The following is a 26796-nucleotide window of genomic DNA, read 5'->3' as shown; positions in this document are numbered from 1 at the left end:
CGCCTCCTTACCCTTTTTCAATTCTCACTTTGGCTGTGCCATCGGCTTGATCTTCAACCGTGTAGGTGCAACCGAGATTGTTCAACTCTTCAATCAGGAAGACTGGCACACGGTCATTATGAATAAGTACGACTTCCCCAGTTTTGCAACGCTCCAGTGCGGCAAGTGTTCGCATCATGGGTTGTGGCGGTTCCAATCCGCGATTGTCCAGTATAACGGTGGGTGCCTGTAGGGATTCAAAGTTTTCAATTGCAACAGCTTGCTCCTCTGAATGTCCTTTGCATGAAGCTGATTCTTCGTCTGAACCGGGCTTAGAATCGACTTCCGATCCAGATAGAACCATTGCTGATAATGCTTTGGCACCGGTTTTATTTTTTTTGTGCACAAACGTGGTAACCCAGTGATCTGAACCTTTTCGTTCCGATGTGCTGGAGTATCCTTTCATCTTGAGAATACCAAGCAGGGGCGTTGGTTTGAATGGAGCATGGAGTACAAAGACGTCTTCATGCTGAAGGCGTTTGACCGTGTCCATGATCAGCTGAAACGGCTCTAACTTTTTACTCAGATGAGGACGCACATCCAATTCAACAATATGGACATCAGATGGAGACATGTGCGTTCACATCCAATCTTGCGCTAGCTGCATCCGCCTGCTGTACCAACTGTAGAGATGATTCATACAGGGCGGCCATTCCACCGTACAGCGCATAGAAGAATGACTCCGGCGCATCGAGGGAGAAGGACAGATAGGCTTTGGGGTCCATGCCGAGCACACGTTCAAAAAGTCTTGCACTGTCATAGGCGTAAAAACAGAAATGAGTGTATTCGAACACAGGCATTTTTTCGTAAATGGTGATAATCTCTTGCGCATATTCTGCTTGCTCACGCTGTGCCAATTGAACTATGGTTGTGGCGTCATCCAGCCGCAGCGTGATGCGAAGTGTAGTATCGTCAATGATTTCAACGTGCGCCATAGCCGTTCAGCTCCAATCTATAATTTACTGATTTTGACTTGGAAGGTTGTAGGACCCTGCTCAATATACTCCCAGTTGAAGCCATCAGGATGTGTGGATTGAAACTGGAATCGAAGTGGCTTTGGATCGTGATCGTTAATGAGCAACATGGATTCCTGTGGTTGCAACTGATCAAACGTTTCGAAAATAACTTTATGTTTCAAATGCGGTGGATACTCCGTGGCATTAATGGTTGCTGCGTATGTGTTCATGTGTCATTCCTCCAAATGGGATAGTGTGGTGTTGCAATTTGATTATAGAAAACGTGAGGAGGGGACTGTGTGAGCCTGCTCACACCTTTTTTAATGTCATAGTCTCGCCTTATTTGAGTCAGAATCTTGTATGGAAATATTGCCATGAGCAAGCCAAAACTAACAATATCCTGATACGTATATTGCTAATTGTGCATGCGAAAGAGACCTTAACATCGAATACGGTCGTTAAGGTCTCTTTGTGCACACACAGTTTAATGTAATAGCGTAGGAGAAAACAGTGTATCTGGGTGCAGGGTGGTCACGTATCCCTTTGTTCCTTCAATGCTTGCAAATCATGAATGATGATCCGGCTGCGATCCACTTCGAGCAAATTCTCTTTTGTAAGCTGGTTTAAAAGCCGATTTGCTGTTTCCCTTGTTGTACCAATAGAATTGGCAAACTCCTGATGTGTCATGGGCAGGTTGATGATAACTTGGTCTTCATGTATCTGTCCATGCTGATCTGCGAGCATAAGAAGGAAGGAAAGTACACGATTGCGTACATCCTGACCGGAGAGCACTTGTAATTTATCCTGTAATTCTCTTATTTTGTCACCGAGTACACGCATAATTTTGATCGCAATTGAAGGTGTGCTCAGCATTAATCGTTCGAAAAGTCGGACAGGTATGGCTAGTAGTTCGGTAGGGGTAATGGCTTCTGCGGTAGCCGGGTAAGGATGCGCATTAAAAAAGCCAGTGTGTGGGAACATATCTCCTGTTTTGAGGAAAGAGACAATCTGTTCATGCCCGTTCTCATCGGTTTTATAGGCCTTTACAATGCCGGTACGGATAAAAAAGACAGCTTCTTTTTCGCTTCCTTCGCTGAAAATAACCGATTTCTTCTGAATGCTTCTGGAAATGGCGATATCTTCGACTTGCTTTAATTCCTCGGGGCTAAGGTCCTGGAAGATGGGGAACTGTTGTAGAAACTCCGCTGTTGTATCTTTGTTTACCCTACTCATGAGAATCTCTCCTCTCTGTGTTCATAGTTCTGAACGACGACATCATTTCATCATAGCGTGATTTTTGAACACATCAGGTGATATAGATCACCGTAAAGCCACATCACTGTTTTTGATTACTCAACCTGGGTTAATGGAATGATAGAATATGATTAAACAAGAGAGGGGTCGGCCCGGATGTGGACTGCATTCATGTGGGGCGGCATCTCTGCCTCAGCGGTTGTCATTGGCGCACTCGCAGCCTTGTTTCTGAAGATTCCCAAACGAGTCATTGGATGGATCATGGCTTTTGGGACAGGAACATTAATTGGTGCAGCGACCTTTGAACTTCTCGGAGATGCGCTGAATGATGGAGGAATAATACCTACCGCCATTGGATTTACGGCGGGTGCCGTCGTGTACACGCTGTTTGACTTGCTCGTTTCTGCAAAGGGAGGGGCGGGGCGTAAACGTTCGGCAAAGTCGGGAGACTCGAACCAAAGCGGGCTTGGGATCTTTGCAGGAACAGTAATGGATGCTATCCCGGAATCCATCATGCTTGGTGCCAGCTTGCTGGCCGGTAACGGTGTCAGTGTGGTCCTGGTAGTATCGATCTTTGTCAGCAACATTCCTGAAGGTCTGTCCAGTACGGTTGGACTTCAGGGGAAATACAGTCGTGGCAAAATCATATTAATGTGGCTGAGTGTACTGTTGATCTCCGCGATTGCAGCACTGGGTGGATATCTGTTTCTGGAGCAGCTTCCAGAGGAGATGGGGGCAGCGATTGGTGCATTTGCAGGTGGCGGAATCATTGCCATGATCTGCTCGACGATGATGCCGGAAGCCTTTGAAGAGGGTGGGCCTGTTGTAGGTTTGATTGCATCCATGGGATTGCTTGTGTCGCTGTTGTTGGATCTGTAGATGACAGAATAAGCTTCCGATCTATGAGTTGAATTTATATAAAAAGAGTATCCGAACAGCGTGATTTCTGATCGGATACTCTTTTTTGCCAAAACAGCTTCCTCGCATCCACAAGCTTTCTTACCCAGTTCATTGGCTTCGGGCAGGCGGTTCAATTCTTTCCCTGAGCTGCTCCAATTGCAGAATAAGGATACAGTTCCCTGTAACCTGAAGCAGTCCCTGGGTTTGCATCATGGCAAGTTTACGACTAAGTGTTTCGGGTGTGATCCCGAGTAACAGAGCCATATCTTTTTTGAAAACAGGCAAGCGGATCTCATGTTTTGCATGATTTCGGGTATGAAAATACAAAAGCAACTTGGCAATCTTCTGTTCCGTTGTCATCGCACTGAGCGAGCTATTCCATTCATCCGTTTCACGGAGAAGATTGGTAATGGCAAGCAGGAAATGATAAGCAAGCTTTGGATCATGTTCGAGTAACTGGTCAAAGTCATGCTTGCTAATAGAGCAGATGGCTGAAGGCTCCAGAACTTCGGCGTTTGCGGCATGTGGTTTTTGGTGTAACAGGGAATCTTGTCCGAAGAAATCTCCGGGAAACAGAAACCGGATAATATGTTCCTTGCCATTTTCATTGTATTTGGATAACTTCACACATCCCTGGTGAACCACATAAAGCGTATCTGAGCGTTCTCCCTCCTGGACGACAACTTCGCCTTTGTTATATTTGCGGGTATGCAGAAGGGAGATCAACAAGGCAGCTTCGGATGGATCAAGATGCTGGAACAGAGATACTTTGGAGAAACAGGCATCCTTCGCTTCGTGTGTACAGATCATCGTTTAATCACCTCGAATTGTTCAGGATAGGTATAGCCATTATCTATTGTCATGTCTCAGTGAGACATCGCGTGTCCACCATGATCAGCACCATCCTTGGTCACACGCAAAACAGCGGCAGCGCCTTTGGCTACATGGTTGAACTGATGGGTTACAATCGCATAATCGCCTTCTTCGGTCACGGTGAACTCTACGACAGCTCCACCACTTGCGGGAAGCATAACCGTCTGTATTCCATACTGGATGTTGCGTGGATTTCCATCCGTATACACACGGTCCATAATGGTACCCACAACGTGGAAGGATGAGACTTCATTGGGTCCGGCATTACTGACATAGATTCGCACCGTATCTCCTACTTTGGCTAACAGGGGATGTTTTATTAATCCATAATCATTGCCGTTAAATACGACATAATCCGGTTCCCCGTTCAAAAAAGCTTCGTAGTCATGTTCTTTGTACCATTCACTCTGAACAAGGGTATACTCACGATCAACCAAGTGATCGGAAGGGTATCCTGCTTTGGATTCCACAATAATCATGCCGTACATCCCGTTGGCGATATGGGCAAGGACCGGTTTGGTTCCACAGTGATACATGAATACACCGGGTGAGGAGGTGGGATAAGTGAACGTGCCTTCCTCGCCTGGCATAACATCAATAAATTTGCTGCTGGGAGCAGCATGTACAGCGTGAAAATCCATGGAGTGAGGCAGGCTGGAATCTTTATTTTTCAACGTGAACACCAACGTATCGCCTTCTGTCACTCGTAGGACGGGTCCGGGTACGGTACCATTAAATGTCCAAGCGTTGTATATCACACCTTTGGAGATTTCGATATCGGTAACTTGAGCCGTCATTTCAATATATACCGTGGTACCTTCTCTGCGAATGATCGGGTCCACCGGAGGTTGACTGATCGCAGAGGAGGAGGAGGAGGAGACTTCATCGTGGTGAACAGGTTTAACTGTATCGGTTGAACTACAGTGAGAGAGAGTTGCTGTGAATATAGCAAATACGAGTGACCATTTGTATACATTCAGTAAGGAGAACATAGTTGCACAACCTTTACTCAAGTGATGTTTTTCACAATCTAAGAAGCAGGTTTTCTTTCATTTCAGTAGTTATTTAGTTATAGATTACGTTATTGAGGTGGAGACGGGTGTGATGAGGCACACACTTGGGTATGTCGTATTAGAGGCATTTCCAACAATCTGTCTTCAATTGTTGTGCTGAGCAACGGAGTTTCATATAATTTTAGAGAGATGGATTGGTAAATGTTGAGTATTTTGACGCTGTGTGTGTCGTACTTTTAGAAGAAAGGTGGATACAGGATGAAACGTTTCGAAGATGAAGGTGTGTATAAGTATAGTTTCTATTCGGTTCTTCGACGGGGAGAGCGGATTGATGTGAAATGTCCCAAATGCGGTGGGCACGCTTCGATTGATCAACGGAATGGTCAACTCGGATGGAAGTGTTACGAATGTTACGCTCAAGCTTTTGAAGAACCAGTATATCAATATAAAGCCAAGGGGAATTGTGCTGTATGTGAACGTTGGTTTAACGTGGAAGTCACAGACGAGAAGAAGACGTCTCACCGATCGACGCATGTGGAATGTCCGCATTGTAGTTCTGTTAATCAGGTTGAATTACACGCCAAGCCGACATACCAAAGGTGTTTTTCCGAGATTTGTGCTGGGAAAGATCCTGTATTCGGGCTGGAATTATACTTCCTGGATAATTTCAGAGGAAAAATAATATGGGCTGTGAATCGGGAGCATCTGAATTATCTCATCGCTTATGTCTCCGCAGACCTGCGTGTAAAATACGGAAATATGCCTATACGAACGGCTTCACATAGTATTCCGGCATATATCAAGGATGCGAAGAACAGGGATGTGGTTGTTCGTACACTGTCGAAGCTTCAGCACAAGACTGGATGAGACTGAAATTGAAGAGTTAAAGCCGCAAGGAGAGAAGACATGAAACTACGAGTTAAACTTACTATTTTTGCAGTCATTCTGGGTATGTTGATGATTCCGGCTTATTTTATTTTACAGACATTCGGTGTATTTCAAAAAGAGACAGTATTATCTGACTATGCTCTGGCCGTTGATGTTAATGGGAAGTCCTATGGGGCTTGGCCGCTGATTAACAGTTTTGCAGCGATGGACAAAGAGGAAGATAACCGTCAGTTTTATTACCGGATTGATATGAATCATATCCAATACCTGTTTAATCTGGCTTATAAGGAGTATGATGTGAAGCCAGGCGGGGACAATCCGTATCTGGCTGGTACTGTAAACTATCAACGTACAGATCACAACTATGTACAGACCGAGAGACAGTATGAGAACGCCAATGATTTCACAACGGTTTTGAATCTGTATGATCAGGATGGGCAGGTGATCTACACATACAATAACACCGGCAAGGGAGATAAACAGCTGGTAGAATCCATCATTCATCAGGGAATGAGCCGTAATAGTGGCGGTAGTAGCGAAGCTGCCCGCGATCCGTATATCAATATTACGGCGTTATTTCGCGACAAGCTTAACATTGATGTGAAACTGACGGTGGATGAGGAACACAAAGTAGTTACTATTCGAATGAACAAATTGGAGGCGAGATGATGAATGAGTATGGTGTACAACACGGACCTGCTTATCTGGAAGGATTAATTAGGAAGGAAGAGAACATAAAGTCCGATGAAGTGGAGTGGAAAGGCAAACTTCAAATGAGTGACGGTCATGATAAATTCCATATTTTTTATTATGGTGACTTGACGGAAGATGATCTGATTGCCTGGCATGATTCGACACCTCTTCTTGTATATGCGGAGCATACGGTCACGGGTGAGCGCTATCTGCTCATTGATACCGCCAAGCACGGATATGATGCCATGTTATGTGAGACCTATTCGGAAGACGCACTACATGACAGACCTCTTCGTCCTTACCTGGATGTTGAAGGAGAGGACATCTTTGAAGTAGAGTTGACGGCTTACTACAATGTGCCTTGGGATGAAGAGTTTGGCGAAGATGTAGATGAAAATGGTGCATATGAACTGATTACGGGAGAGCGCATGCATTTTGATCAGGTCAAGCGTGATGGATATGATGCTTTTGCCATTCGCATTCTGAATCGTAAAGGAGTATGGACTGAAATTGTACAGGAAGAACTGGCTTAGATCCTGAAAACGAATGAACCAAACTGAGATGGGAGATGTCGACAAATGTATATTGTATCCCGTGTACTTAAGCCGGTTCCAGCGGAGGAACTGGATCACTTTGAACAACAGCACGCCATCTCGCTACCTTTATCATACCGTACCTGGATTGAACAATATGGGGAAGGTACATACACGGGATGGATGAATGTGCAGAGGCCAGACCCGGAAGTGTTGAAGCCTTTTGTGGATTATGATTTTTGGATACATACGGATGATTCGCCTATAAGTCAGCAGCAACTTGAGCAGTGCATCTCCATCGGCAGTTCTGTAGATGGAGATTTCCTTGCTGTTCATCCGGAAGTTGAGGGGCTGTTGTGGCTACCGCGTCATGATGAAAATATCACCTTATGGACATGCTCGGAGACTGAATTTGGCGAAACGCTAGACCGGATCTATTGTGGGTATTACCATCAGGATAAACCAATAACGCCACTTTACTTTGAGCCGTGGAATGAGCTGCGGAAACATACGTTTTACCATTTTTCAGGGACGGAACAGGGAAGCTCCATGAAGGAACTCGCCGATACATGCAAAACAGAATTTAAGTGGGATGCTGTGTTGGAGAATGAGTACATGTGCAAGATGTTTATGGTGTCGATGGGAGGATATTTACGATTTAACTATGCAGCTGGGAGAGAAGTTGCCCTCTTCTATGAAGAAAAGAATGGTGCGGAGGAGGCGACGGATAACGAAATCAGTATGTTCTTGCAGGCACATCATTGTACGGCATATGAATAGGGGCAGAGTGGAGGGACACCTATGAGTTGGTTAAAGGAAGACATTGCGGAACAATGGCGCAATGAAGGCAAGCGTTATGCAAGGGATGTCAATGCATTTGTCCGGAGAAGTATGCAGGGAGAGCAACCGGATGAATCCGAGTTGGAGGTAGACTCCAGAAGCGGAATGAGTACTGAAGTATTCCATATGGTGAGACAGGCCAATCTCCATGGTGATGTGGAGGTGCTTCGACATGAGCTACCCGCAGCGACGTGGCCATTGAACGAGGCGTTTCAGGCTTCCATGCAAGCGGTCAAAGTTGTAGGTTATCTGAACGAGGAAACGATTGTATGTAATACGGGGATTTTCACGGAGAATAGTCAGATATATACGATGGATCAGCACGGATGGCAGTTGATCTCTCCATATACTTTTGCAGGTTGCTCAGCGGATGGAATTGACTTTGCGCTTGCAGGACCGGATGGGATTCGTATCATTCGTCAGCCAGATCGCAAGTTGGAAGGACAGGAGATAGCGACATATCAATGGGAAGATATTCAAGCCCGGATACACTCGGCATTAACTCGGATTGAATCACTTGCGGACTGTGAGCATCCCGAACGGACACTTGAAGGACTTATACCTATCGATGAAGGCAAAGCACTACTCATACATTCAAGATACGGGATATATCTCGTCACACAAGCCCAGGTGACCTTGCTTCATCCCGATCTGGCAGAGATCGAAGAGTATGAGCTAGAGGATACACAGATAGATATGGGACATGCAGCTGTATCAAGGGATGGTAGATGGATTGCCTATGGCAGCCAAGGAAGCAATCATATGGTGATGGACCGTCGGCTGAGCAAGACATACTCTCTCTATCCAGAATCGAGCTACCCTCATTATGCAACATTCACCGGTGATAACCAGAACGTCTGGTTTAACGCATGTCATTTCTATAACGGGGTCACCATACAGGTCCCGCTGGAATCAATTGCAGGCAACGAAACGAAGGAAGATTGGCCAGTGATGGATGAGAATGCACGTGTGTATGCAGCAGTGGAAATAGAGGCAGGCATGGTGCTTGGAGATGCATATGGTTATCTGTATTGTGTGAATAACAAGGGAGAGGAAGTATGGCGCCATTTCGTGGGTAGTACGATCTATTCTTTCGCCGTATCACCAGAGCGATCCAAACTTGCAGTTGGCACATATGGTGGCATGCTGCATGTGCTCGATCTTCGTTCCAAAGAAATGGACGAGTACGGGATCGGTACAGGCACTCTTCGTGAGTTGGAGCGGTATGTGTTGTGGCGTGGAGAAGAACTTCTGCGCTGGTGAGGTAGCATTTTGACCTAGTTAGGGGTGAAGGGATGGAACGTGAAGAGGCTGTAACGTTATTAAAATGTCACTCCTTTTCTTATGATGATCTGAGTCATCCCAAGATGGAGAACGGTTTTATTGGCAGTCTGCGGCCTTTCCGTGGACATTTGATTAAGGAGAATTTTCATGAGTTGATGGAGATACTGCGTGTTCTGGCGTCCGAACTTGCACGGCCTTCACTGGATCGGGAAGTCATGGTATGTCTATGGGGAATTACTCATATGGCCCGTGCTTGGGCCGTTGAACCCGAAGGCATGCTTCGCAGCAACAACCTCATTTCCGACGAACAGGTAACATTGATGGAACAATGGCTTAATTTGTTATCTTACGCAGTCATGATTCTAATTGAAGGCGGCGGAGAGGAAGAAGCGTTTTGGGAATATCATCAATATCTACAAGAAGAGAAGAACTGAGTTAGGGGAGGTGTGGTGAGATTGGAGCCGAATGTATCATTAAACGTGCTAATGGACGAGTTGAATCACTTGTTAGATGAGAGAATACAGGATCAAGAGATTCGGCAATTGTTTGAAGAATATCAACATCGGGAAGGTGCATCCGAGGAAAGTCTGGATCTATTCGAAAAGGAGTATGGCGTCCGGCTGCCTGGCGATTTTCGTGCCTTTTACCAAAGGAAAGACGGCAGTGGCTACGGGTTGCATGTGCTGTACTCGGGTGATGCCGAGACGGGCAGATGTACACCCTTTTATCTGATGTCATTGGAAGAGATTCGAGAGACCAAACAATACTTTTGTGAAGTGGATGAGAAGCTTGAAGAGTATTATTCTGCCGAAGAGATCAGCCAGCTGGACCCGGAGATCAAACCATACCTTTTCCATAAACCATGGATTCCTTTTGCAACAATTGCAGGTGGTTCACTGTATCTGATGCTCGATTTTGATCCAACGGCGGAAGGCACGTATGGGCAGATTATTATGTACGTGCACGATCCGGACTTTGTTTATTACATTACACCTACCTTCACGGATCTCCTAAGCATGTCGAACCGTAATCTGAAGATGATGGATGAGATCACTTATTAAAATCCTGCACGATTAGACAATTCCTTCAATAATAAAGAAGCTGCCGAAGCAGCTCCTTTATCTGAACAAGTACTTTGAATGAGTCTAATGATTACCACTGGAAGAAACGATGTCCGTGAAATCCTCCGCCTGGAGGTCCTCCGTGTCCACCTGGACCACCCGGCCTGCCTCCATGAGGTCCGCCTGGATAGCCACCTCCGTGAGGTCCACCGGGATAGCCACCTCCTGGGAAATGACCAGGGTGTCCACCGGGGTAACCACCGCCGGGATATCCACCATGCCACCAAGGACCACCGATCGGATATGGTAGTGGAACAGGAACGATGGGCGGGTATGGATAGGGATAAGGGTAAGGATACGGTGGGGGTGACGGATAATAAGGGTAAGGATAACCCGCAGATTGCGGGGATGAAACTGAACCAGGGCCGTATGCCATGTAATAAGCCTCCAATGACTGGATTGATGATATCAGCCTATGCCACAGTGGTTTCAGATGATACAGCAGATTGAAGATTAATGAATAATGAATAATGAGTAATGAGGGGGAACATATGGTAGCCGTAGCTTTTCACACTGATCCAAGAGGAACTGCCTATGAACTGTTGATTGACGAATTGATCGAGAAGACAGACCGGTTTATGCTGGTTGATAGAAAGTATGCTGAGGAAGCTACACCTGAAAGAGTTACTACAGTGTTACGGAGATTGGATCCGTATTTGATTGAGAGCAGTACGATGGAAGAAATGATGATGAAAAGTGGCGCCATGTATTCAGAGGGGATTTATTACATATATCGTTGCACGCCGGAATCAGGGCAGATCCTCAAGGAGGAAGCCAACCGCTTTCATGACTGGTGTTATCCCTCAATGCCAGATGATCTTTGTTTTTTGAACGAGGATGGAAGTGACTACTTCTACACTGTTGCTCATGAGAATATGTATGGCATGCATATTACACAAGAAGAAGCAATTGAGCTAATGGAGCGAATCACTGGGTTATTTTTTAGATTAGATCTGCATCAAGACATTCATTGTTTACTGGACGATGCGATTAGACATCAGACGGATGTGCTGAATATTAGTTCACATTACTTGAAAGAGATTCCGGAACGTATTCGGGAATTAAAGCACTTGAAACGTTTGACAATTTTTGAGCAGGATGTTTATACGCTTCCTCCAGCCCTTTTCGAACTGACATCATTGGAAGAATTGGAGATCATGACGGCGGATTTGGAAGGTATTCACCAAGACATTGGAAAATTGAAACAACTTCGAGATCTTAGAATTTATTGCGGTAGTTCTTATCATGTTCCTACCGGGTGGAAGCCAAAGGAAAAGTCGGATCTTGGTCTGAAACATATTCCATCCGAGATCGGTGAATTGAGCGAACTCGTAACTCTGGATATAGGCTATTCGGGCATACGTGAGCTTCCGCCTGAACTGGAGAAACTAAAGAAACTACGTTATTTGAGTGTAACTGATGGTTTGATCGAGGGAATGCCAGACATGGTCAAGCGAATGAGTTGGCTTCAGAGTGTAAATTTGAACAGTACTCCATTAGGGATTAGTTGTGATGACATCTCCGACGAAGCAGAACTTTAATAGCCAATGAGCCCTGCTCTCGGGATGTCCGAGTCAGGGATATTTGTTATGCGATGAGAACTTGGCGGAAATGGGCTCACGTATCTGGGCGCTGGGCATAAGCTGGCATATAGGTTATGACCTAAACCGAGAGCGAAGGGCAGGCGTTTTATTTTGGCAACCTCATACATGGATTACACTTTACCAACCACCGAATTTACTTACGATTTGAGCAATAACCCGTTATTCAAGAAGGATGAGAACAACTATATTAACGCTCTTTCCATCAAGCAGTTAAACACACTGGGCGATGTTTCTTTACTGGATATTTTCCTCAACACGGGCAATGTGGTTGAACCACATACGCATCAGAATGCAACGGAGTTGGTATACTGCATCAGCGGTGCGGCAGTTGTTTCCCTCATTAATCCATTTACCAACGAGCTTCTTCATTTCCCGATTACTCCGGGGCAGGTGGCTAACGTTCCTCAAGGCTGGTGGCACTATGAAGTGGCCACTGCAGATCACACGCACTTACTCGCAATCTTTGATGCACCGGTTCCTGAAGCGATATTTGGCTCAGACACCTTACGTCTTACACCTGCAAAACTTTTGGCTTATACGTACTGTCTGGATGAGAAAAAAGTTCAAGAAGCACTTGCTCCCATTCAAAAAACAGTGATTATTGGCCCGCCGGCAGATTGCCAGCCTTCAATTGCTCCTGCCTCTAACAGTGCTCCAAATGTGAATCATCAGCCTTACGTAATGCCTAATGTACAACCCAATGTACAGCCAAACATGCAACCAAACACACAACCCAATGTACAACCAAACATGCAGCCCAATACACAGCCAAACAACCAACCAAACATGCAACCTTACGTGAACCGTCTTCCGTACTGGGGCACTTGGGTTGATCCACGTATTATTCATGAGCCGGGCTGTCCGTATTATAGAGAGCTTCCTATGAATACGAATAATCAAGAGGACAGATGACGGTCATGAGGCGAGGTTTATCTAATACACATAAGTATTTCAGTTAAATTAGGTATAACAAAAGAAGCGTCCGCAAAGGAACGCTTCTTTTGTTGATTAAAGGTGTCTCCAAACCTGCTGAAAGCCGATGCATACCTGAACGAGTCCGGAGCATGGAGTGCTAACGAATCGTAGGCGTCTTAATCAAGGATTTAAGGAGCGCCCAGAAATCTAAAGAATCTGAGACATGTTATATCAGAATAAAAAGCCGTATGAAGTGTTTTATCGGGGGATTTTGGGAAATAACGAGTCTGAGGTTCCTTACAATTTTAAATGAGGACCTAGAGGCCAAATAAGATGTCCTGAGTTCCTAAGAAAATTTTCAACCCATTCCCCAGAGACCGCAGGATAGTACTTCAAGACTTTTTAGGCGCGACATCCATCATCGATAGCTTGCCTGAGATTGAAGAACACCTATTTAATTTACGATGTGTAATTTCGTCCCAAACCAATCTCCGTTAATAATTGACGATAAGCTATCGAAGTACGGTCCGCAGGAATATGGGCCTCGGCATACAGATCTAGGGGCAGATCCTCCGGTTTCTGTGACTCGACCATCTCGCGGTCTTCTTCAAATACCTGCAAGTTGAACTTGATTGTGTCTTCAATCGGAGCGTCTTTGTCAAAGTTGCGTGTGATTGGACAGAATAAACGTGTATAACGGGCAGAGATTGGCGAAGCACAATTCAGAATATTTAGCTTGTCGTCTCCTGGGAAATGTACCGTAAGAGAAGCCGCAAAAGGTGGGAACACTCGAAACTCGCGCAGCCATTGGAAACCTTCAGGTGCAACAAGATCTTGCCCTTTGCCATAGTTACTTACAGTACTCCAATACTCCGCCAGTAACTCATTACCTTCGCGTTTCACTTTGTATTGGGGGACTTCGGTGTTGTTTCGATCACCAAACGTCTCGGTATGCACATAGGCAAAATGGGATACATCCAGGAAACCCTCCATTTGTCGTCCAGAGGATCCAGCAATGTCAAAGTTGGGTGGCAAAATATTGATATAATCCGGATCATCCCATCCAGGGAAGGAAGGGATCTGTTCTTCCGTTCCTGCCAAAGTGGTCCAGATCAAGCCATAACGTTCGACTGCCGGGTACACGATAAGTTTGAGCTTAGGCGAGATCTTGGAGCTTGGGTGCGCAGGTACTGCGGTACATTTTCCTTCACAATTATAACGGAAACCATGATAAGGGCAGACAATCTCGCCATTTTCTACCCAGCCTTTACTAAGTGGGGCCCCGCGGTGAAAACAAAGATCCTTGGCTACCACAACCTGATCATTACTGCGGTAGAGAACCAGCTTCACATCGAGTAATTGAGCAGCCAGGGGTTTGTCTGTTACTTCGGTTGCTTGGGCTACCGGGTACCAATACTGGGATAATACATGCCAGTCTTCAGCAGTGAACGTACACCCTCTAGGTAATTCGGAAGTCATCGTATGGTTTGCGTTGGAAGTTATCATAGGAAACACTCCTTGCTGATATGGATAAACGATTCTCTTTTTAATGTCAGAAAAGTTAACTTGATTAGCCGTATGTTACTACTCTTTTGGTCAAAATATCAATATATCCAACCTACTTTTGGTTGAAATTACAAACGGTACAGCAAAAACCGTACATGAATACGGGAAAACGCGGATTTTTCTTACATTAGATGTTAATTGTAGAAAAGAGAACAACCTTTCCAGTATCTTTTTCCATTACTGATTATTAACTCCATGGAGGTTGTCCTGTCATCAGAATCTCAGTGTGAATATTCGTTTGTTGAGCAACCATTCTTGTGGGCATAAAAAGATTTTCGCAAAGAATGTCACAGATCCCGGCTGTCATTTGTCTACAGTATGTAAACCAAATGACGGAGGCGAATGAGAAATGAATTTAAGAACGAATTACAGAGTAGCGAGTCCAGGTGCTTTTAAAGCGATGATGGCAATGGAGCAATATATATCCGGGCAATTTGAAAATAAAGTGTTATACGAGTTGTTGAAAATCCGCGTGTCCCAGATTAATGGCTGCGCCTTTTGTCTCGATATGCATGCCAAAGACCTGATGAAACTGGGAGATTATGCGGATCATATTTTATTGCTGAGTGTGTGGCGTGAAGTGCCTTTCTTCACGGATCAAGAACGTGTTATGCTGGAGCTGGCTGAAGCGGTGACCCGAATCTCAGAACACGGTGTACCCCTTGCGTTGTACGATAAGGTCCGTGAACATTTCAGTGAATCCGAACTGGTGGATCTGATCCTGGCCATTAACACGATTAACAACTGGAACCGGATTGCGATTACAACAGGGATGTATCCGGGTTGCTTTAACTAAAATACACGCACCATGCCAGAGGAGGCTTCTTATGAATTCCAATTTCCACGCCAATGAACCAGAAGTGTCTTCTCTGGATGTTGGTGAGTTGTATATTCGTTATAAAAAATATGCATTTTCAATAGCTTACCGCATGCTTGGCAGTGTGGTAGAAGCTGAAGATATTGTGCAGGATTGCTTTGCGGGGATTCAGAGCACGTCTACTCAGGATATTCGTAATCCCAAGTCCTACATCGCCAGATTGATTGTGAACCGAAGTTTGAATCTGCTAAATTCCGCCCGTAATCAGCGGGAAAGTTATGTTGGTGAGTGGTTGCCAGAGCCGATGGGTGACAGTGAAGAGGAGAACATGCCAGAGGAAACGATGGAGAAAAAAGAGCTGATCTCCTACGCCTATCTGGTCATGTTGGAGCGTCTATCGCCCATGGAACGGGCTGTTTTTGTCCTTCGTGAAGCGTTCCGATATGATTATTCCGAAATAGCGGATTGGCTGGGCAAAACGGAGAGTAACTGCCGTCAAATCTTTAGCCGCGCCAGACGAAATCTGCCCGAAAGACTTCCGCCGATCGAGCAGAGTGATGCGGATATGATAGCCAAAGGTGAATTGCTGAGCCGTTTTACAACGGCTTTCCTTCGTTATGACGTCTCTGCCATGCTCGAGTTACTGGCGGATCAGCCTGTATTTACAGCAGATGGCGGTGGCGTTGTGCATACGGTTATGAGAACAATGAACGTGCACAAAGGTGTGCTTGCACTCCTGACCTCACGGCGAGTCCTTACGCGATTGCGTGAAAGAGAATGGGTGCCCATGTGGATCAATGGCGAACTTCAACTCGCGTTGATGAAAGAAGGGCAGTTGTCCGAGGTACTCTGTTTGGAGCTGGACGCTTCTGGAGAGCGGATTGAGGGTGTGTATCTCGTTGTAAATCCGAACAAACTTACATCAATAGACACTTCAACTTTTTGATCCAAACATAAGGACTTGATATGTAAACTTCAAAGCGACAACCTCTGTCACGAGGATTGCCGCTTTTTTGGCATTCACATTTTGCGATTCAGCATCTGATTATTCACGGGCAAATTGTTGTTGAACAGGTTCAATGATTGCTCTGACTTCAGGTGTAAGCTCATCATTATTCTGATTGAGAAGCAGTAAAATCTTTTCCATAGTGTCCAGAAGAACACTCTCCGTATTGGGCTCCCGCTTAGCCAAAGCTTTCTCGTAAGCCTGTTTCACCACAGGGTCCATGGTGCGAATTTCTTCATCCGTGTACCAATCATAAGCAGGCGTGTTGTCACTTCCGTAAAACAGATAATCCACAAATAACCCTTGCTTCACTGCTGATGTACGATTGGAATTCGGGAAGTTGTTCAAAAAGGCTTCTTTCTCCAATGCACGCTGGATTAATTCGTTCCAAGAGATGATAATGCCCCCATCTGAAGTCGTCATTTGGTTGGACTCGGTAGCCATAATATTAATGTATGCAGCAATATCAGCCTTAACAAAAGGTTTGAACTTTTGATATATCTCATAATTGATGATGGGGTAATACAAGCCTTCACTGGTTTCCAGTTTGAACCCGAGATCTGAAGCTTCCTGCAGAAGCTTCTTCACGGTCGGATCTTTAATTTCTTTGAGCAGACGACTATATGTAAGCTTCTGTTCGTAACCAAGTTGTTCATGGGCTTGAGATATGGCCTGTTGAAATTGTTCCGTATACATTTGGTAATCCATATTAGCTAATTTCACGTTCTGCATGTTCTCCAATTGCAGCGTCATTAGTGTGGCCTGCCAAGGTCCGACTTTATCGATATGATTCATCAGGTATTTACGCGCTTTAACCAGACTTTCTGTGGACTTCACTGCTTCTGTTCGATAGGTTTGGAATTGATGATACACCGCTTTGGAAGCGGGGACAGATGCAGCGAGTGTTGTTGAAGGTGTAATTATTGCGCCAATGGCAGTACAGCCGAGAGCCATAGCTAGTAAACCAAGTTTAGCAGGTTGCTTCCATCTCATTTGTATACCTCCCCATTAATGAAGAAAAAGCCATTTGAATTCACGTATAACGGCATTTCACCCTATTTTATATGTATGATCCGTAAGTAGAATATGTACGGGTTTGTCTTTGATTAAACCAGTTTCTGGTAACCAAATCAAGAGTCTTAAGCAGGAAATGATTATAAATAACCAAAGAACAGCCCCTAAAACCCGCATGGGTTGAAGAGACTGTTCTGGGGAATCGGACTTTATTTTCTAATTAATGAAGTGGTTTATTGTTAATAGGCATCTGAGGTGCTCCGGTTGCTGGAATGTATGCCTGAAGCATCTGTTGTGTATCACTTGGGGTGAGTTGAGGTACTTGGTAATAGGCGTTTTTATTCTGGAACATGAAAATTTCATAGGCCATCTCGATAAAATGCTGGATCTGTGAAGCAATGACTCGGCGAACCGTTCCATTTGTGATCTCGCTACAGGACATGCCGAGCAGACTCGCATGTGACTTGATCAGTCCCAGCATATGACCGCTAATCCCGGCATCCTTTACATCAGCTAAGCTCTGGTTTGGCTTTTTCGGTGCTGATGGCTTAAGGCCATATACCGGTGGTACCATGTTGGGGATCATATAGGTAGCTGTCTCTTGATGAGGCTTCTGTCCGGATGCAAAACACTCTGCTGTCAGATTGTACTGGGATAATATGAAATTGTACTGTCGGTCCAGAATGCCAATCAGTTCCTGGCTCTGCACAAATGTACGAAAGATCATATATTGATCCAGGACGTTAATGGTGGAGGACAGAATCTCATGTACATCGAACATCTCATGGCCGCCATGATTCATGTTAGGGGTGACATTTGGATTAGCATTCAATGTGGGTTGTACTACATTCTGAGGGTTCATGGAATTTGGATTCATTGTAATCTTGATTCTCCTTTGGTAAATGGTATGATTCTATATAAGTTGAACGAAAGAATATTTACACTTGCCACTCCGATGACAGAACAACCTTCCGATCGCTGTTATCCCCAGATTTTTAATTCATTTTACAAAGGTGAAAATCCGGTGATAAGCTTATGCTTCCGAAGTAGCTTTCTTGTAGAAAGCTTTTAGCGAACGCTTCGCTTCTGCAGTTTGTTTCTGTCTTCTGCGTTCTCGATGCAAATGTATAGTTCAACTTCTATAGTATGCTTGGAAAGTAGTAAACTTATGTAAAGTGTTAGGAGTATACGCACAAATAGGAATAGGCATGGTGGTGGTTAAGATGGAAGAGACCAATTGGGATGTAGCAAAGGATTTGTTCGTCAAACATTACGGGAGCGCTATACAGATGCATCGAGAAGGCGTGTATGCCGACTATAAGCGATGGGACGTACCCCAAGAGTTAGAGGAACAATGGATAGGAGAGCGAATTCAACAATTAAGTTCCGAGCTGTCTATCATGAATTGGGATGCGGTGGATGAACTTGCGTTGATTGCCAAACATCGGACAGAACCGACAATTGTTACGGCAATTACTGCATTCGCTTCAAGACAATTGAAGAGTGCGGACAGTATGGTTCGTCTCGTGTATGCTGAACGTCTGATTGAGCTGATTAAACGGTATGAATCTTCTCTGCCGATGGACAAGTTACGGGAAACCTATCAACTGACGATGGATTTGCTGGTTGATGTGGCGACTAAACCGTTGGTGCTTGATCCAGGGCATGAATTACAGCAGTATGGATTAAAGGATAAACGAGGATTAAATTTGCGTGTGGAAAAGAATAAGGAAGAAATCATCCGCTATTTTCGAAACTAATTGAATTTTATCAAGTGAGGTCAGAATCATTGAGAAAACTGAATTATATTCGCATATTTATTTTCCTTAGTGTGGTTACTATAGTAACGCTTGGCTTGTACTACGTAGCCGCAGATTGGCTGGATCAGCGTTATTTCCGCTTCCTGATCTGGAATCTGTTCTTGGGCTGGATTCCTTTTGTGTTCTCTTATGCAGCCTATCTTCTAAGTGATGTGAAATGGAAAGGTGCCGCATGGCTTGCAGTTGCAAGTGGTCTGCTGTGGTTGTTATTTTTCCCGAACTCTTCTTACATTGTTACGGATCTGGTTCATCTGACAGCGAGAAGTTCCCGGTATTATGGTGGGAACGGGGTGGACTACACGTATTGGTACGACTTAAGTGTTCTATTAATGTTTGTCTGGACTGGACTTCTGCTTGGATTCCTGTCGATGTATCAGCTTCAGGAAGTGATCTATCACCGAATTGGACGCTGGGCATCCTGGACCTTTGTACTGGCAGGTTGTGCTTTGGGAAGTTACGGGGTATTGCTTGGACGTGTATATCGACTGAATAGCTGGGATGCACTGACGAATCGCGAGACGCTGATTGAACTGATGCACGAAAGTGTAAGCCGTCCGTCTCTGGCGTTTTGCCTGTTTTTTGGCACGTTTATCACTACAATCTATGCCACATTGTATTATCTGATCAATACGAGGGCTCCCCGTGAAACGAAGAAGAGTGCAGGAAGTCCCGAATCGGACCTGCAAGCGTTACGCTAACTAATATTTTCTTAAGGCCGAACTCATTAGATCTAATCTTAATGTATACTGCTTAAAGGGCTGTTCCAAGTCATACCCATGGCTATTGGAAGAGCCCTTTAACATTGGATCGAGCGGAGGATGTTTTGAAGAAAAATGCCTCTACTTATCAGAGATTAACTCAAGGATTGTTTTCACAACCAGTTCAGGTTCATCATGAATAACCATATGACCACTGCGGGTGGCCACAATGAGCTGACTATCCTTCGATATATTCAACATGTTCCGTTGCCCCGATTGCCATATGGATTCGAGCTTCTGCCCAATGTCAACCGGAATCCCTGCACTAGCATAGTCTTGAGGACGTCCGCGTGCAATGATACGTACAGGGATTGATCCAAGACTTTGGCCACGAATGGCATCTTCTGTTGAATGTGCGAGGAGGGCTTCTTTTTCTTTGGCGTGAAAATAGGAAGGGGTAGCAATCACATTAACAAAGGTATCCCGATCTTGCTTGGCAACCAGACCATCAAGCATAAAGTCTGGAAATAATCTGAAAGCTCCAGATACCTTCAGTAAAGATAACAAGGAGGCAGGCGGGTTTCCCTGAAACTGAGCCTGTTCCAACAAAGCCTTTGTGTTCCGTTCATCATCCTCAGGTCGCGCATCAATGAGGACAAGGCTCTGAACCTCATTTGAATAGGTCTGTGCAAAGAGTCTAGCATACATACCCCCAAGAGAATGACCTACCATAACGTAAGGGCCGCGTATGTTCTCCTTCTCCAGAGCAGCATGTAAATCTTTGACGATATTTGCACCTGTACGTTCTGTAGGTGCAGATTCACTCCAGGCATATCCTGCGCGATCATACGTGACCACCGTTGCATGCTGGGCTAGTTCCACAGGAATGTCTCTCCACGACAAACTGGTTTCACCACTTCCAGCCTCCATAGGTATGGTCGGTGAACCATTGCCTTGTTTATGAATGTGTAGTTGGTAACCGCCGACTTGAACGAGTGTACCTGGAGGTGGAAAGCCCTTTTTGGCCTGCGACGAAGCAAACCACTCATAGACGAAAGCGGCACCTATCAGTAGTAGCATTGTGCAGAATAACCTTACTATGAAGGTGAAAACTCTGAATTTCTTGCGTGTTGAGGCTGGGGTAGTTGTATGCATGATCTTATGAATTCCTCTCCTACAGCTGTTTTTATATTTTAGTACAATGTATTAAAAAGATTATAGCACAGTGTATTACAAAAAGAGAAGTTTGTTGTATAATGTTGTCATGCCAAAAATCGTAGATCATGAAGCTCAAAGGAAAATCGTTGCTGATGCAGCAATCCGGGTCATTCAAGAGCATGGACTTGAGCATGCTACCGTTCGGAATATAGCAAAGGAAGCGGGACTATCTGTAGGTTCCATGCGTCATTATTTTGCCACACAGGCCGAATTGTTCACCTTTTGCATGAATCTTTTTGCAGAACGGGTACAGAAAAGGGTGGAGGAATTACAGATGAGTGGATCTGTAATGCTGGATATGAAGAATCTGCTCTTGCAATTTCTCCCGTTGGACGAAGACAGAATGATGGAAATGGAGGTCTGGTTTTCGTTTACAGCCAAATTATTGGTGTACCCCGAATTAAAAAAGTTAAGTGATCAGATGCATCAAGGGATGTATCGGTCTGTTCAGTGGGTAATACAGGAGTTGCAGAAGCAGGGGATGACACATCCTGAACTGGATGCTGAGATGGAGATAGAGAAGTTATATGCTCTTGTGGATGGGCTCGCCATTCATATTCTAATGCAGCCAGATAGACTTACGGTAAAACGAGTGGAACAAGTGATTGAACAGCACTTGTGCATGCTTTGTCAAACTTAATCTTACGTTGTCTGAAGAAGGGTTATTTCCTTATATAAGGGAGTAATCCTTCTTTTTATGAAAATTTGGCAGGTATGCAGGAGATGACGAAGAATTAAGAATGAGAATGTAATGAATACATAGGAAAGTAGGTGAACAACAAAATGTTGAATGCAGTAGAGCTGACAACAAAAGTAGAAGAAGTCATGGAACGCGTTAATTTTTCGGGTGTTGTATTACTCCAACAAGCCGGGAAAACCCTTTTGAATATGAAACGTGGTTATGCAAATCGCAGTGAAGAACTTGCCAATCAGGTGGATACACGCTTCGGAATTGCATCTGGATGTAAGATCTTCACGGCAGTGAGTATATGCCAACTAATTGAAGCGGGCAAGCTGTCTGCGGATTCCAAGCTTACGGATGTATTGGATGTGGAGTTTCCACTATGGGACAAAGGGATCACCATCCAGCAATTGTTAACACACACGTCAGGCATTCCGGATTATTTCGATGAAGAAGTGATGAATGACTTTTCAGAATTATGGAAAGACAGACCCGTCTACGCGATGCGGCGTTTAAGTGACTTTCTGCCCATGTTTCAGCATCTGCCAATGAAGTCTGCTCCGGGTGAACGTTTTCACTACAACAATGCGGGTTTCATTGTGCTGGGACTTATCGTGGAACAACATTCAGGACTGTCGTTTACAGATTATGTGGAAGAGCACATTTTCAAAAGGTGTGGTATGAAGGACTCCGGTTATTTCGTAACAGATCAGCTCCCGCGTAACACAGCTTTAGGGTATATCGATCATGAAGATGGCTCTTGGAACACCAATATGTTCTCTATTCCTGTCAAAGGTGGATCAGATGGTGGAGCCTATGTTACGGCACCGGATATGATTCGATTTTGGGATGCTTTGCTGGGTCACCAATTGTTGAATGAAGAGGCGACACAGCAGTTATTAACTCCACATGCTCATCAAGAGGATGAAGAGTATTATGGGCAGGGTATCTGGATTGACCGTAAAGAGGAAGACATTTTCAAATTTCATGTCATGGGGTTTGATCCAGGGGTGTCGTTCATGTCTTCCGTGTATCCGGACTATGACCTACAACTGGTTGTGCTCTCTAATCAAGAGTCTGGTCCGTATCCAATAACAATTGCTATCGAAGAAGCTTTGGCATGACGAATAACCCTCAACCTATGGTCAGGTTATGGCCACAAGGTTGGGGGTTAATTGATCGAACAGGAAAGAAGGATTGCCTGCGTTTATAACATTTTCCATAGCTCAGGGGCAATTAATCGAGGGAAAACATCCAGCGGAGGTTTCTCTTTCTTTCGTTTGTCATTGGTTAACACCGTAACAAGTTCGAGCTCTGGGACAATATATACATACTGACCACCAAATCCTCGCGCGTAATAATAATGGAGATTGGATTTGTCGTCTTCAGCAGCAATATTTTCGAAGTCAGACCTTTCGTTCGGATAGACATCCACCCACCAATGCCAAGCATAACTGCCGTGATTCGGTGGAGTGACTGTAATAAAAGTCTGCGTCGAACGAGATACGAGATCACTTGAAATGAGAGACTGCCCCTCCCACATACCTTGCTGTAGAAACAGCTGACCGAATTTCAGCAGATCTACGGGTAACATCTTAAGACCGAATCCGCCAGTATGTACACCTTGAGGGTCACTTTCCCATTCGTAATGCTTAATTCCGAGCGGGTCAAAAAGATAACGCTCTGCGAACTCGGCTACGTTCATACCTGCATTTTGCATCAGGATGGCGGATAGAATCTGTGATACTCCTGAGTTGTACTCCATATATGTACCCGGTACATGGCTTAAGCGTTGTTCCAACGCAAAATCCACCCAATGATCGGTGCGGGTCATGCGAGGGAATGAATTCTGCCCGCCGAACTCGTCCCAGTTGAATCCGGCTGTCATCGTGAGCAGTTGTTCCAGTGTGATCGCTGGTTTGCGCGGGTCAGGATCGGATGTCAACTGTGGAAAAAAGGTGGAGATTGGGGTTGATGCCTCTGGCAACAAGCCTTTATCCATCGCTATACAGATGAGCGCGGACAGCACACTCTTGGTACATGAATTGATTTTTGCAATATCGGTCGCAGCCTCTTGGTTGCGGTAGTGTTCGTACATAATCTCACCGCGTACGCTGACGAGGCAGCTTCGCATATCCAGTTGCGGAACGATCTGTTGTAATTTGGGTGACAGTGATGAAGGATTCATAGTGTCCTTTCTGTACGGTTGATTTGTTATAGGATTTTGTAGAAATAGGTGTCCATTATCTTAGCATACTCCCGAGGTAGGGCTCAACAAGCGCTACATTATTATGTCAAAGCAAGCATGCAAAATGCGATATCCTATGAAAGCGATAAGAATCATATGCGAATATCGCATAAATTCCCAGCATTGTCTGTCAATCTTATATAATTGTCATGAGAAGAGTACCAGACATGTATAAGAGAAAGGGGTCTGTGATGTGGGAAATATAATAGAAGAATTATATTACGGTAACCTGAGACCAGAGGAGAATATTGTTCCTAAAGATTCGGAGTATCGTTCTATTCATAAGGAGATTACAGCTTCTATCGAAAAATTTCAGAGCAAGCTTTCGAGGATGACTTTAAACAACTCGAGGTATTGTTTGATATGATGGATCAAGTTCACTCTATACATTCAAAAGAAGCTTTTGCGAGTGGTTTCAAAATTGGGACGTTGATTATGATCGAGAGTGGTTTCACAAGCTAATATTTTGGTTTTTCACAATTTGTGGTTACATAGTTAACCTCTTTCCTATGAACATATGGAAGAGGTCTTTACCATTATGAATATGCTAATATAGGAAAAATATCATATGAAAAATGAACTATGTTAGTGCGTATTAAGGTTAGAAATGGTAAAATATCAATGCCTAAACATGGAACAAGTAGATGAAAGATAATTAAATATAGGAAATAGTGTAGAATCAGTGTTTTAGCAAAAAACTTTATAGTAAATTATAGTAATCTAATACTGAATTGAGGAATTAAACATGGCGATTATTGACGTAATTAAGTATGATGGCTCACCTGATGTATTTGCTTGGAAACATCCCGAGACTGAACTGGGAACATGGACTCAGTTAATTGTGAATCAATCTCAACAAGCAATTCTTTTCAAGGATGGAAGAGCGCTTGATATGTTTGGACCCGGAAGGCATACGCTGAGTACTGCGAATATCCCAATCTTGAACCGTCTCGTTAACCTTCCGTTCGGAGGAAAGTCACCTTTTGCAGCAGAAGTATGGTATGTCAATCAAGTAAGCGCATTGGACGTTAAATGGGGAACGGCGAATCCGATTCAGATCCAGGATCCCAAGTATAATATTATTGTTCCCGTAAGAACATTTGGACAAATGGGAATTAAAATTTCGGATTCACGAAAATTTCTGGTCAAGCTTGTGGGAACACTGCCTGAGTTTAACCAAGCTAATATGATTAATTACTTCCGTGGGTTGATTATTATGAATATTAACTCCATGTTGTCATCATATCTAATACATAGAAAAGTAAGTGTTTTGGAGATCAATGCATATATCGCCGAAATATCACGACATTTTGCAGATACGGTAGCTTCTACTTTTGAAGAATTTGGTATTGAGTTAATCAACCTGTATATTCACAATGTTAATCTGCCTGAAGAAGACCCTTCAGTCATTCGATTAAGAGAAGCGTTGGCACGCAAAGCTGAGATGGATATTATTGGGTACACATATCAGCAAGAACGTTCGTTTGATACGCTTGAAGGTGCAGCGAAGAATGAAGGAAGCATGCAGTCAGACATCATGGGCGCAGGGCTTGGTATGGGCATGGGGGTTGGTCTGGGGGGTTCTTTCAGTGGCGAGATGTCCCAGATGTCTAAAGTGATGTCTACGAAGGAAACGCCTGCAGTAAGTATATGTAAGCAGTGCCATCATCCGAATCAGGAGAACAGCTCTTTTTGCAGCAAATGTGGCAATTCATTAGCCGAAAAATCGGTAGCAACAACAGATTGCAACAATTGTGGACATGCCTTGCCAAAGGGAACCAAATTCTGTCCTAACTGTGGTGACAAATACCATGCATGTCCTTCATGTGGGGCGGATAATGCGGAGAACGCATTGGAATGTATCCAATGTCATCAACCGATGCCTAGCCCATGCCCAAATTGTAACCATATGAATTCCGGTCATACAAAATTCTGTGGCAACTGTGGCACAAGTTTAAGCTTGAAATGTAGTCGGTGCCAACATGAAGTAAAACCCGGCCAGAAGTTCTGTCTCAATTGCGGAAACAATCTGCAAGAAGGAGGACAGGCATAGTGATGGTAAAACGGAGCAATCTCTTGATTTTAGATGTCATCTATTTAATATGCATGTTAGTATCGTCAATCGTTTCTTTTACGCTGTTTAATCATGCGCTTCTGTCGTTTTCTTTTTGGATGAATCTCGTTGCTTCTTATGTAGCGATTACGGCTATTTGGATCTACGCGCGGTTCATCATGCAAAATATGGATCGGTTTAAACGGTTTGTTCCAGGTTACACAGCTTTAGGTGTAGTATTGGGTATTTATCTGATTTGTGTGATGATCTACACGTTGTTAACAGGTTCAGCAGATCATGCGCTTCGCTGGTTCGTATTGTTACACACGTTAACGATTGCGATCGCAATTATTTTGTGCGGAATCATTATGATCTATATTCAAAGTGCGCGCCGTCATGAAACAGATGAACATACAAAAATCGCAAACTTAGAATTAATCGAAAAAGCTTTACAACAATTGCTTCATACCATGGTGCAACATCCCGTCCTAACTGTGGAAGAAGAGCGCAAAACCGTTCAATCATTAATTGAACTTGTAAAGTATAGTGACCCAATCACTCCGGATTCCCTTGAGAAAAATGACCGCCAGATCTTGCTGGACATTGAATTGATGAACAGTGAGCTTGCAAATCAGTACGAAGCAGGGGAATTGGTAAATAGTGAACGTTTTGCTTCGCAACTATCCCAGTTAAAGTTCCGTTTGAAAGAGCGAAATCAACAGATCATGACAAGCAAATCATAAATTGCTGGAGGAAATGCC

At 44.3% G+C, this 26796-nt stretch carries 30 protein-coding genes; 18 read left to right on the top strand and 12 right to left on the bottom strand.

Going from position 1 to position 26796, the window contains the following annotated elements; translation table 11 throughout:
* Positions 1 to 7: 7 nt before the first annotated feature.
* The 4 genes from MKY01_RS19115 to MKY01_RS19100 all read right to left on the bottom strand — a co-directional run bounded on the left by MKY01_RS19115 (position 8) and on the right by MKY01_RS19100 (position 2228).
* A complete protein-coding gene (locus MKY01_RS19115) occupies positions 8 to 613 on the bottom strand; it encodes a DUF2249 domain-containing protein (RefSeq protein ID WP_127549528.1) in 606 nt (201 codons plus the stop codon).
* A complete protein-coding gene (locus MKY01_RS19110; protein WP_339283154.1) occupies positions 600 to 974 on the bottom strand; it encodes a hypothetical protein in 375 nt (124 codons plus the stop codon). The genes MKY01_RS19115 and MKY01_RS19110 overlap by 14 nt, the downstream gene beginning before the upstream one ends.
* A 17-nt stretch (positions 975 to 991) precedes the next feature.
* The gene (locus MKY01_RS19105; protein WP_036613358.1) at positions 992 to 1225 is read right to left on the bottom strand and encodes a DUF2249 domain-containing protein; all 234 of its coding nucleotides are present in this window, start codon (positions 1223 to 1225) and stop codon (positions 992 to 994) included.
* A 301-nt stretch (positions 1226 to 1526) separates the two neighbouring features.
* Positions 1527 to 2228: a Crp/Fnr family transcriptional regulator gene (locus tag MKY01_RS19100; protein WP_339283152.1), complete on the bottom strand. Its 702-nt coding sequence runs from the start codon at positions 2226 to 2228 to the stop codon at positions 1527 to 1529.
* 177 nt (positions 2229 to 2405) lie between these two features.
* Between MKY01_RS19100 and MKY01_RS19095 the strand changes: the two genes are divergently transcribed.
* A complete protein-coding gene (locus MKY01_RS19095) occupies positions 2406 to 3128 on the top strand; it encodes a hypothetical protein (protein ID WP_017687819.1) in 723 nt (240 codons plus the stop codon).
* 129 nt (positions 3129 to 3257) lie between these two features.
* Here the strand turns inward: MKY01_RS19095 and MKY01_RS19090 are convergent, their stop codons facing one another.
* Both MKY01_RS19090 and MKY01_RS19085 read right to left on the bottom strand, forming a co-directional pair.
* A complete protein-coding gene (locus MKY01_RS19090) occupies positions 3258 to 3959 on the bottom strand; it encodes a Crp/Fnr family transcriptional regulator (protein ID WP_339283149.1) in 702 nt (233 codons plus the stop codon).
* A 56-nt stretch (positions 3960 to 4015) separates the two neighbouring features.
* Positions 4016 to 5014 carry a multicopper oxidase domain-containing protein gene (locus MKY01_RS19085; RefSeq protein WP_315371777.1) on the bottom strand — a complete coding sequence of 333 codons (999 nt, stop codon included), beginning with the start codon at positions 5012 to 5014 and terminating at the stop codon, positions 4016 to 4018.
* A gap of 279 nt (positions 5015 to 5293) precedes the next feature.
* Between MKY01_RS19085 and MKY01_RS19080 the strand changes: the two genes are divergently transcribed.
* From MKY01_RS19080 to MKY01_RS19050, 7 genes are read left to right on the top strand one after another with little or no spacing between them, the layout of a single operon-like run.
* Positions 5294 to 5902 carry a hypothetical protein gene (locus MKY01_RS19080; RefSeq protein WP_315371776.1) on the top strand — a complete coding sequence of 203 codons (609 nt, stop codon included), beginning with the start codon at positions 5294 to 5296 and terminating at the stop codon, positions 5900 to 5902.
* Between the two features lie 39 nt (positions 5903 to 5941).
* Complete coding sequence (locus MKY01_RS19075; RefSeq protein ID WP_339283146.1) at positions 5942 to 6592, top strand: hypothetical protein; 651 nt, start codon at positions 5942 to 5944, stop codon at positions 6590 to 6592.
* Positions 6589 to 7149, top strand: coding sequence for a hypothetical protein (locus tag MKY01_RS19070; RefSeq protein ID WP_100527293.1), 561 nt, complete (start codon positions 6589 to 6591; stop codon positions 7147 to 7149). Before MKY01_RS19075 ends, MKY01_RS19070 begins: the two co-directional genes overlap by 4 nt.
* Before the next feature lie 45 nt (positions 7150 to 7194).
* Complete coding sequence (locus MKY01_RS19065; protein WP_339283143.1) at positions 7195 to 7929, top strand: SMI1/KNR4 family protein; 735 nt, start codon at positions 7195 to 7197, stop codon at positions 7927 to 7929.
* Between the two features lie 21 nt (positions 7930 to 7950).
* Positions 7951 to 9252, top strand: coding sequence for a hypothetical protein (locus tag MKY01_RS19060; RefSeq protein WP_253501217.1), 1302 nt, complete (start codon positions 7951 to 7953; stop codon positions 9250 to 9252).
* A 32-nt stretch (positions 9253 to 9284) separates the two neighbouring features.
* On the top strand, positions 9285 to 9707 hold the full coding sequence (locus tag MKY01_RS19055) for a hypothetical protein (protein WP_339283141.1): 423 nt from the start codon (positions 9285 to 9287) through the stop codon (positions 9705 to 9707).
* A 21-nt stretch (positions 9708 to 9728) separates the two neighbouring features.
* The gene (locus MKY01_RS19050) at positions 9729 to 10334 is read left to right on the top strand and encodes an SMI1/KNR4 family protein (protein WP_339283139.1); all 606 of its coding nucleotides are present in this window, start codon (positions 9729 to 9731) and stop codon (positions 10332 to 10334) included.
* A 91-nt stretch (positions 10335 to 10425) separates the two neighbouring features.
* Here MKY01_RS19050 and MKY01_RS19045 read toward each other — a convergent pair whose 3' ends face one another.
* Complete coding sequence (locus MKY01_RS19045) at positions 10426 to 10770, bottom strand: hypothetical protein (RefSeq protein WP_339283137.1); 345 nt, start codon at positions 10768 to 10770, stop codon at positions 10426 to 10428.
* 115 nt (positions 10771 to 10885) lie between these two features.
* Between MKY01_RS19045 and MKY01_RS19040 the strand changes: the two genes are divergently transcribed.
* The gene (locus MKY01_RS19040) at positions 10886 to 11935 is read left to right on the top strand and encodes a leucine-rich repeat domain-containing protein (protein ID WP_339283135.1); all 1050 of its coding nucleotides are present in this window, start codon (positions 10886 to 10888) and stop codon (positions 11933 to 11935) included.
* 153 nt (positions 11936 to 12088) lie between these two features.
* Complete coding sequence (locus tag MKY01_RS19035; RefSeq protein ID WP_339283133.1) at positions 12089 to 12910, top strand: cupin domain-containing protein; 822 nt, start codon at positions 12089 to 12091, stop codon at positions 12908 to 12910.
* 462 nt (positions 12911 to 13372) lie between these two features.
* On the opposite strand, the gene MKY01_RS19030 is transcribed toward MKY01_RS19035, so the two are convergent.
* Entirely contained in the window at positions 13373 to 14419 is a 1047-nt protein-coding gene (locus MKY01_RS19030) for an aromatic ring-hydroxylating dioxygenase subunit alpha (RefSeq protein WP_339283131.1), read from the bottom strand.
* Positions 14420 to 14828: 409 nt separating this feature from the next.
* On the opposite strand from MKY01_RS19030, the gene MKY01_RS19025 reads away from it, so the two are divergent.
* Entirely contained in the window at positions 14829 to 15275 is a 447-nt protein-coding gene (locus MKY01_RS19025; RefSeq protein ID WP_036672879.1) for a carboxymuconolactone decarboxylase family protein, read from the top strand.
* 31 nt (positions 15276 to 15306) lie between these two features.
* On the top strand, positions 15307 to 16242 hold the full coding sequence (locus tag MKY01_RS19020) for a sigma-70 family RNA polymerase sigma factor (RefSeq protein WP_339283129.1): 936 nt from the start codon (positions 15307 to 15309) through the stop codon (positions 16240 to 16242).
* A gap of 99 nt (positions 16243 to 16341) precedes the next feature.
* Here the strand turns inward: MKY01_RS19020 and MKY01_RS19015 are convergent, their stop codons facing one another.
* Together MKY01_RS19015 and MKY01_RS19010 are read right to left on the bottom strand one after the other, a co-directional pair.
* Positions 16342 to 17295, bottom strand: a complete 954-nt coding sequence (locus MKY01_RS19015) for a hypothetical protein (protein WP_339283127.1) — start codon at positions 17293 to 17295, stop codon at positions 16342 to 16344.
* 241 nt (positions 17296 to 17536) lie between these two features.
* A complete protein-coding gene (locus tag MKY01_RS19010) occupies positions 17537 to 18118 on the bottom strand; it encodes a spore coat protein (protein ID WP_235193902.1) in 582 nt (193 codons plus the stop codon).
* Positions 18119 to 18539: 421 nt separating this feature from the next.
* Between MKY01_RS19010 and MKY01_RS19005 the strand changes: the two genes are divergently transcribed.
* Both MKY01_RS19005 and MKY01_RS19000 read left to right on the top strand, forming a co-directional pair.
* Positions 18540 to 19076 carry a hypothetical protein gene (locus MKY01_RS19005; RefSeq protein ID WP_127549498.1) on the top strand — a complete coding sequence of 179 codons (537 nt, stop codon included), beginning with the start codon at positions 18540 to 18542 and terminating at the stop codon, positions 19074 to 19076.
* Between the two features lie 29 nt (positions 19077 to 19105).
* Positions 19106 to 19834 (top strand): DUF1361 domain-containing protein, encoded by a 729-nt coding sequence (locus MKY01_RS19000; RefSeq protein WP_127549495.1) that lies wholly within the window; start codon positions 19106 to 19108, stop codon positions 19832 to 19834.
* A 141-nt stretch (positions 19835 to 19975) separates the two neighbouring features.
* On the opposite strand, the gene MKY01_RS18995 is transcribed toward MKY01_RS19000, so the two are convergent.
* Positions 19976 to 20914, bottom strand: coding sequence for an alpha/beta hydrolase (locus tag MKY01_RS18995; protein ID WP_339283124.1), 939 nt, complete (start codon positions 20912 to 20914; stop codon positions 19976 to 19978).
* A gap of 169 nt (positions 20915 to 21083) precedes the next feature.
* Here MKY01_RS18995 and MKY01_RS18990 point away from each other — a divergent pair, with 169 nt between their 5' ends.
* Complete coding sequence (locus MKY01_RS18990) at positions 21084 to 21692, top strand: TetR/AcrR family transcriptional regulator (protein WP_127549491.1); 609 nt, start codon at positions 21084 to 21086, stop codon at positions 21690 to 21692.
* A 143-nt stretch (positions 21693 to 21835) separates the two neighbouring features.
* Positions 21836 to 22858 carry a serine hydrolase gene (locus MKY01_RS18985; RefSeq protein ID WP_127549489.1) on the top strand — a complete coding sequence of 341 codons (1023 nt, stop codon included), beginning with the start codon at positions 21836 to 21838 and terminating at the stop codon, positions 22856 to 22858.
* Between the two features lie 83 nt (positions 22859 to 22941).
* Here the strand turns inward: MKY01_RS18985 and MKY01_RS18980 are convergent, their stop codons facing one another.
* Positions 22942 to 23922, bottom strand: a complete 981-nt coding sequence (locus MKY01_RS18980; protein ID WP_339283121.1) for a serine hydrolase — start codon at positions 23920 to 23922, stop codon at positions 22942 to 22944.
* A gap of 805 nt (positions 23923 to 24727) precedes the next feature.
* Between MKY01_RS18980 and MKY01_RS18975 the strand changes: the two genes are divergently transcribed.
* Together MKY01_RS18975 and MKY01_RS18970 are read left to right on the top strand one after the other, a co-directional pair.
* Positions 24728 to 26035 (top strand): SPFH domain-containing protein, encoded by a 1308-nt coding sequence (locus MKY01_RS18975; protein WP_127549484.1) that lies wholly within the window; start codon positions 24728 to 24730, stop codon positions 26033 to 26035.
* Positions 26035 to 26778, top strand: coding sequence for a hypothetical protein (locus MKY01_RS18970; protein ID WP_127549482.1), 744 nt, complete (start codon positions 26035 to 26037; stop codon positions 26776 to 26778). Before MKY01_RS18975 ends, MKY01_RS18970 begins: the two co-directional genes overlap by 1 nt.
* Positions 26779 to 26796: the final 18 nt, after the last annotated feature.

It is taken from the genome of Paenibacillus sp. FSL R5-0486 (assembly GCF_037975155.1).
GTDB classification, from domain to species: domain Bacteria; phylum Bacillota; class Bacilli; order Paenibacillales; family Paenibacillaceae; genus Paenibacillus; species Paenibacillus amylolyticus.
This window is presented reverse-complemented; position numbering and strand designations above follow the sequence as displayed.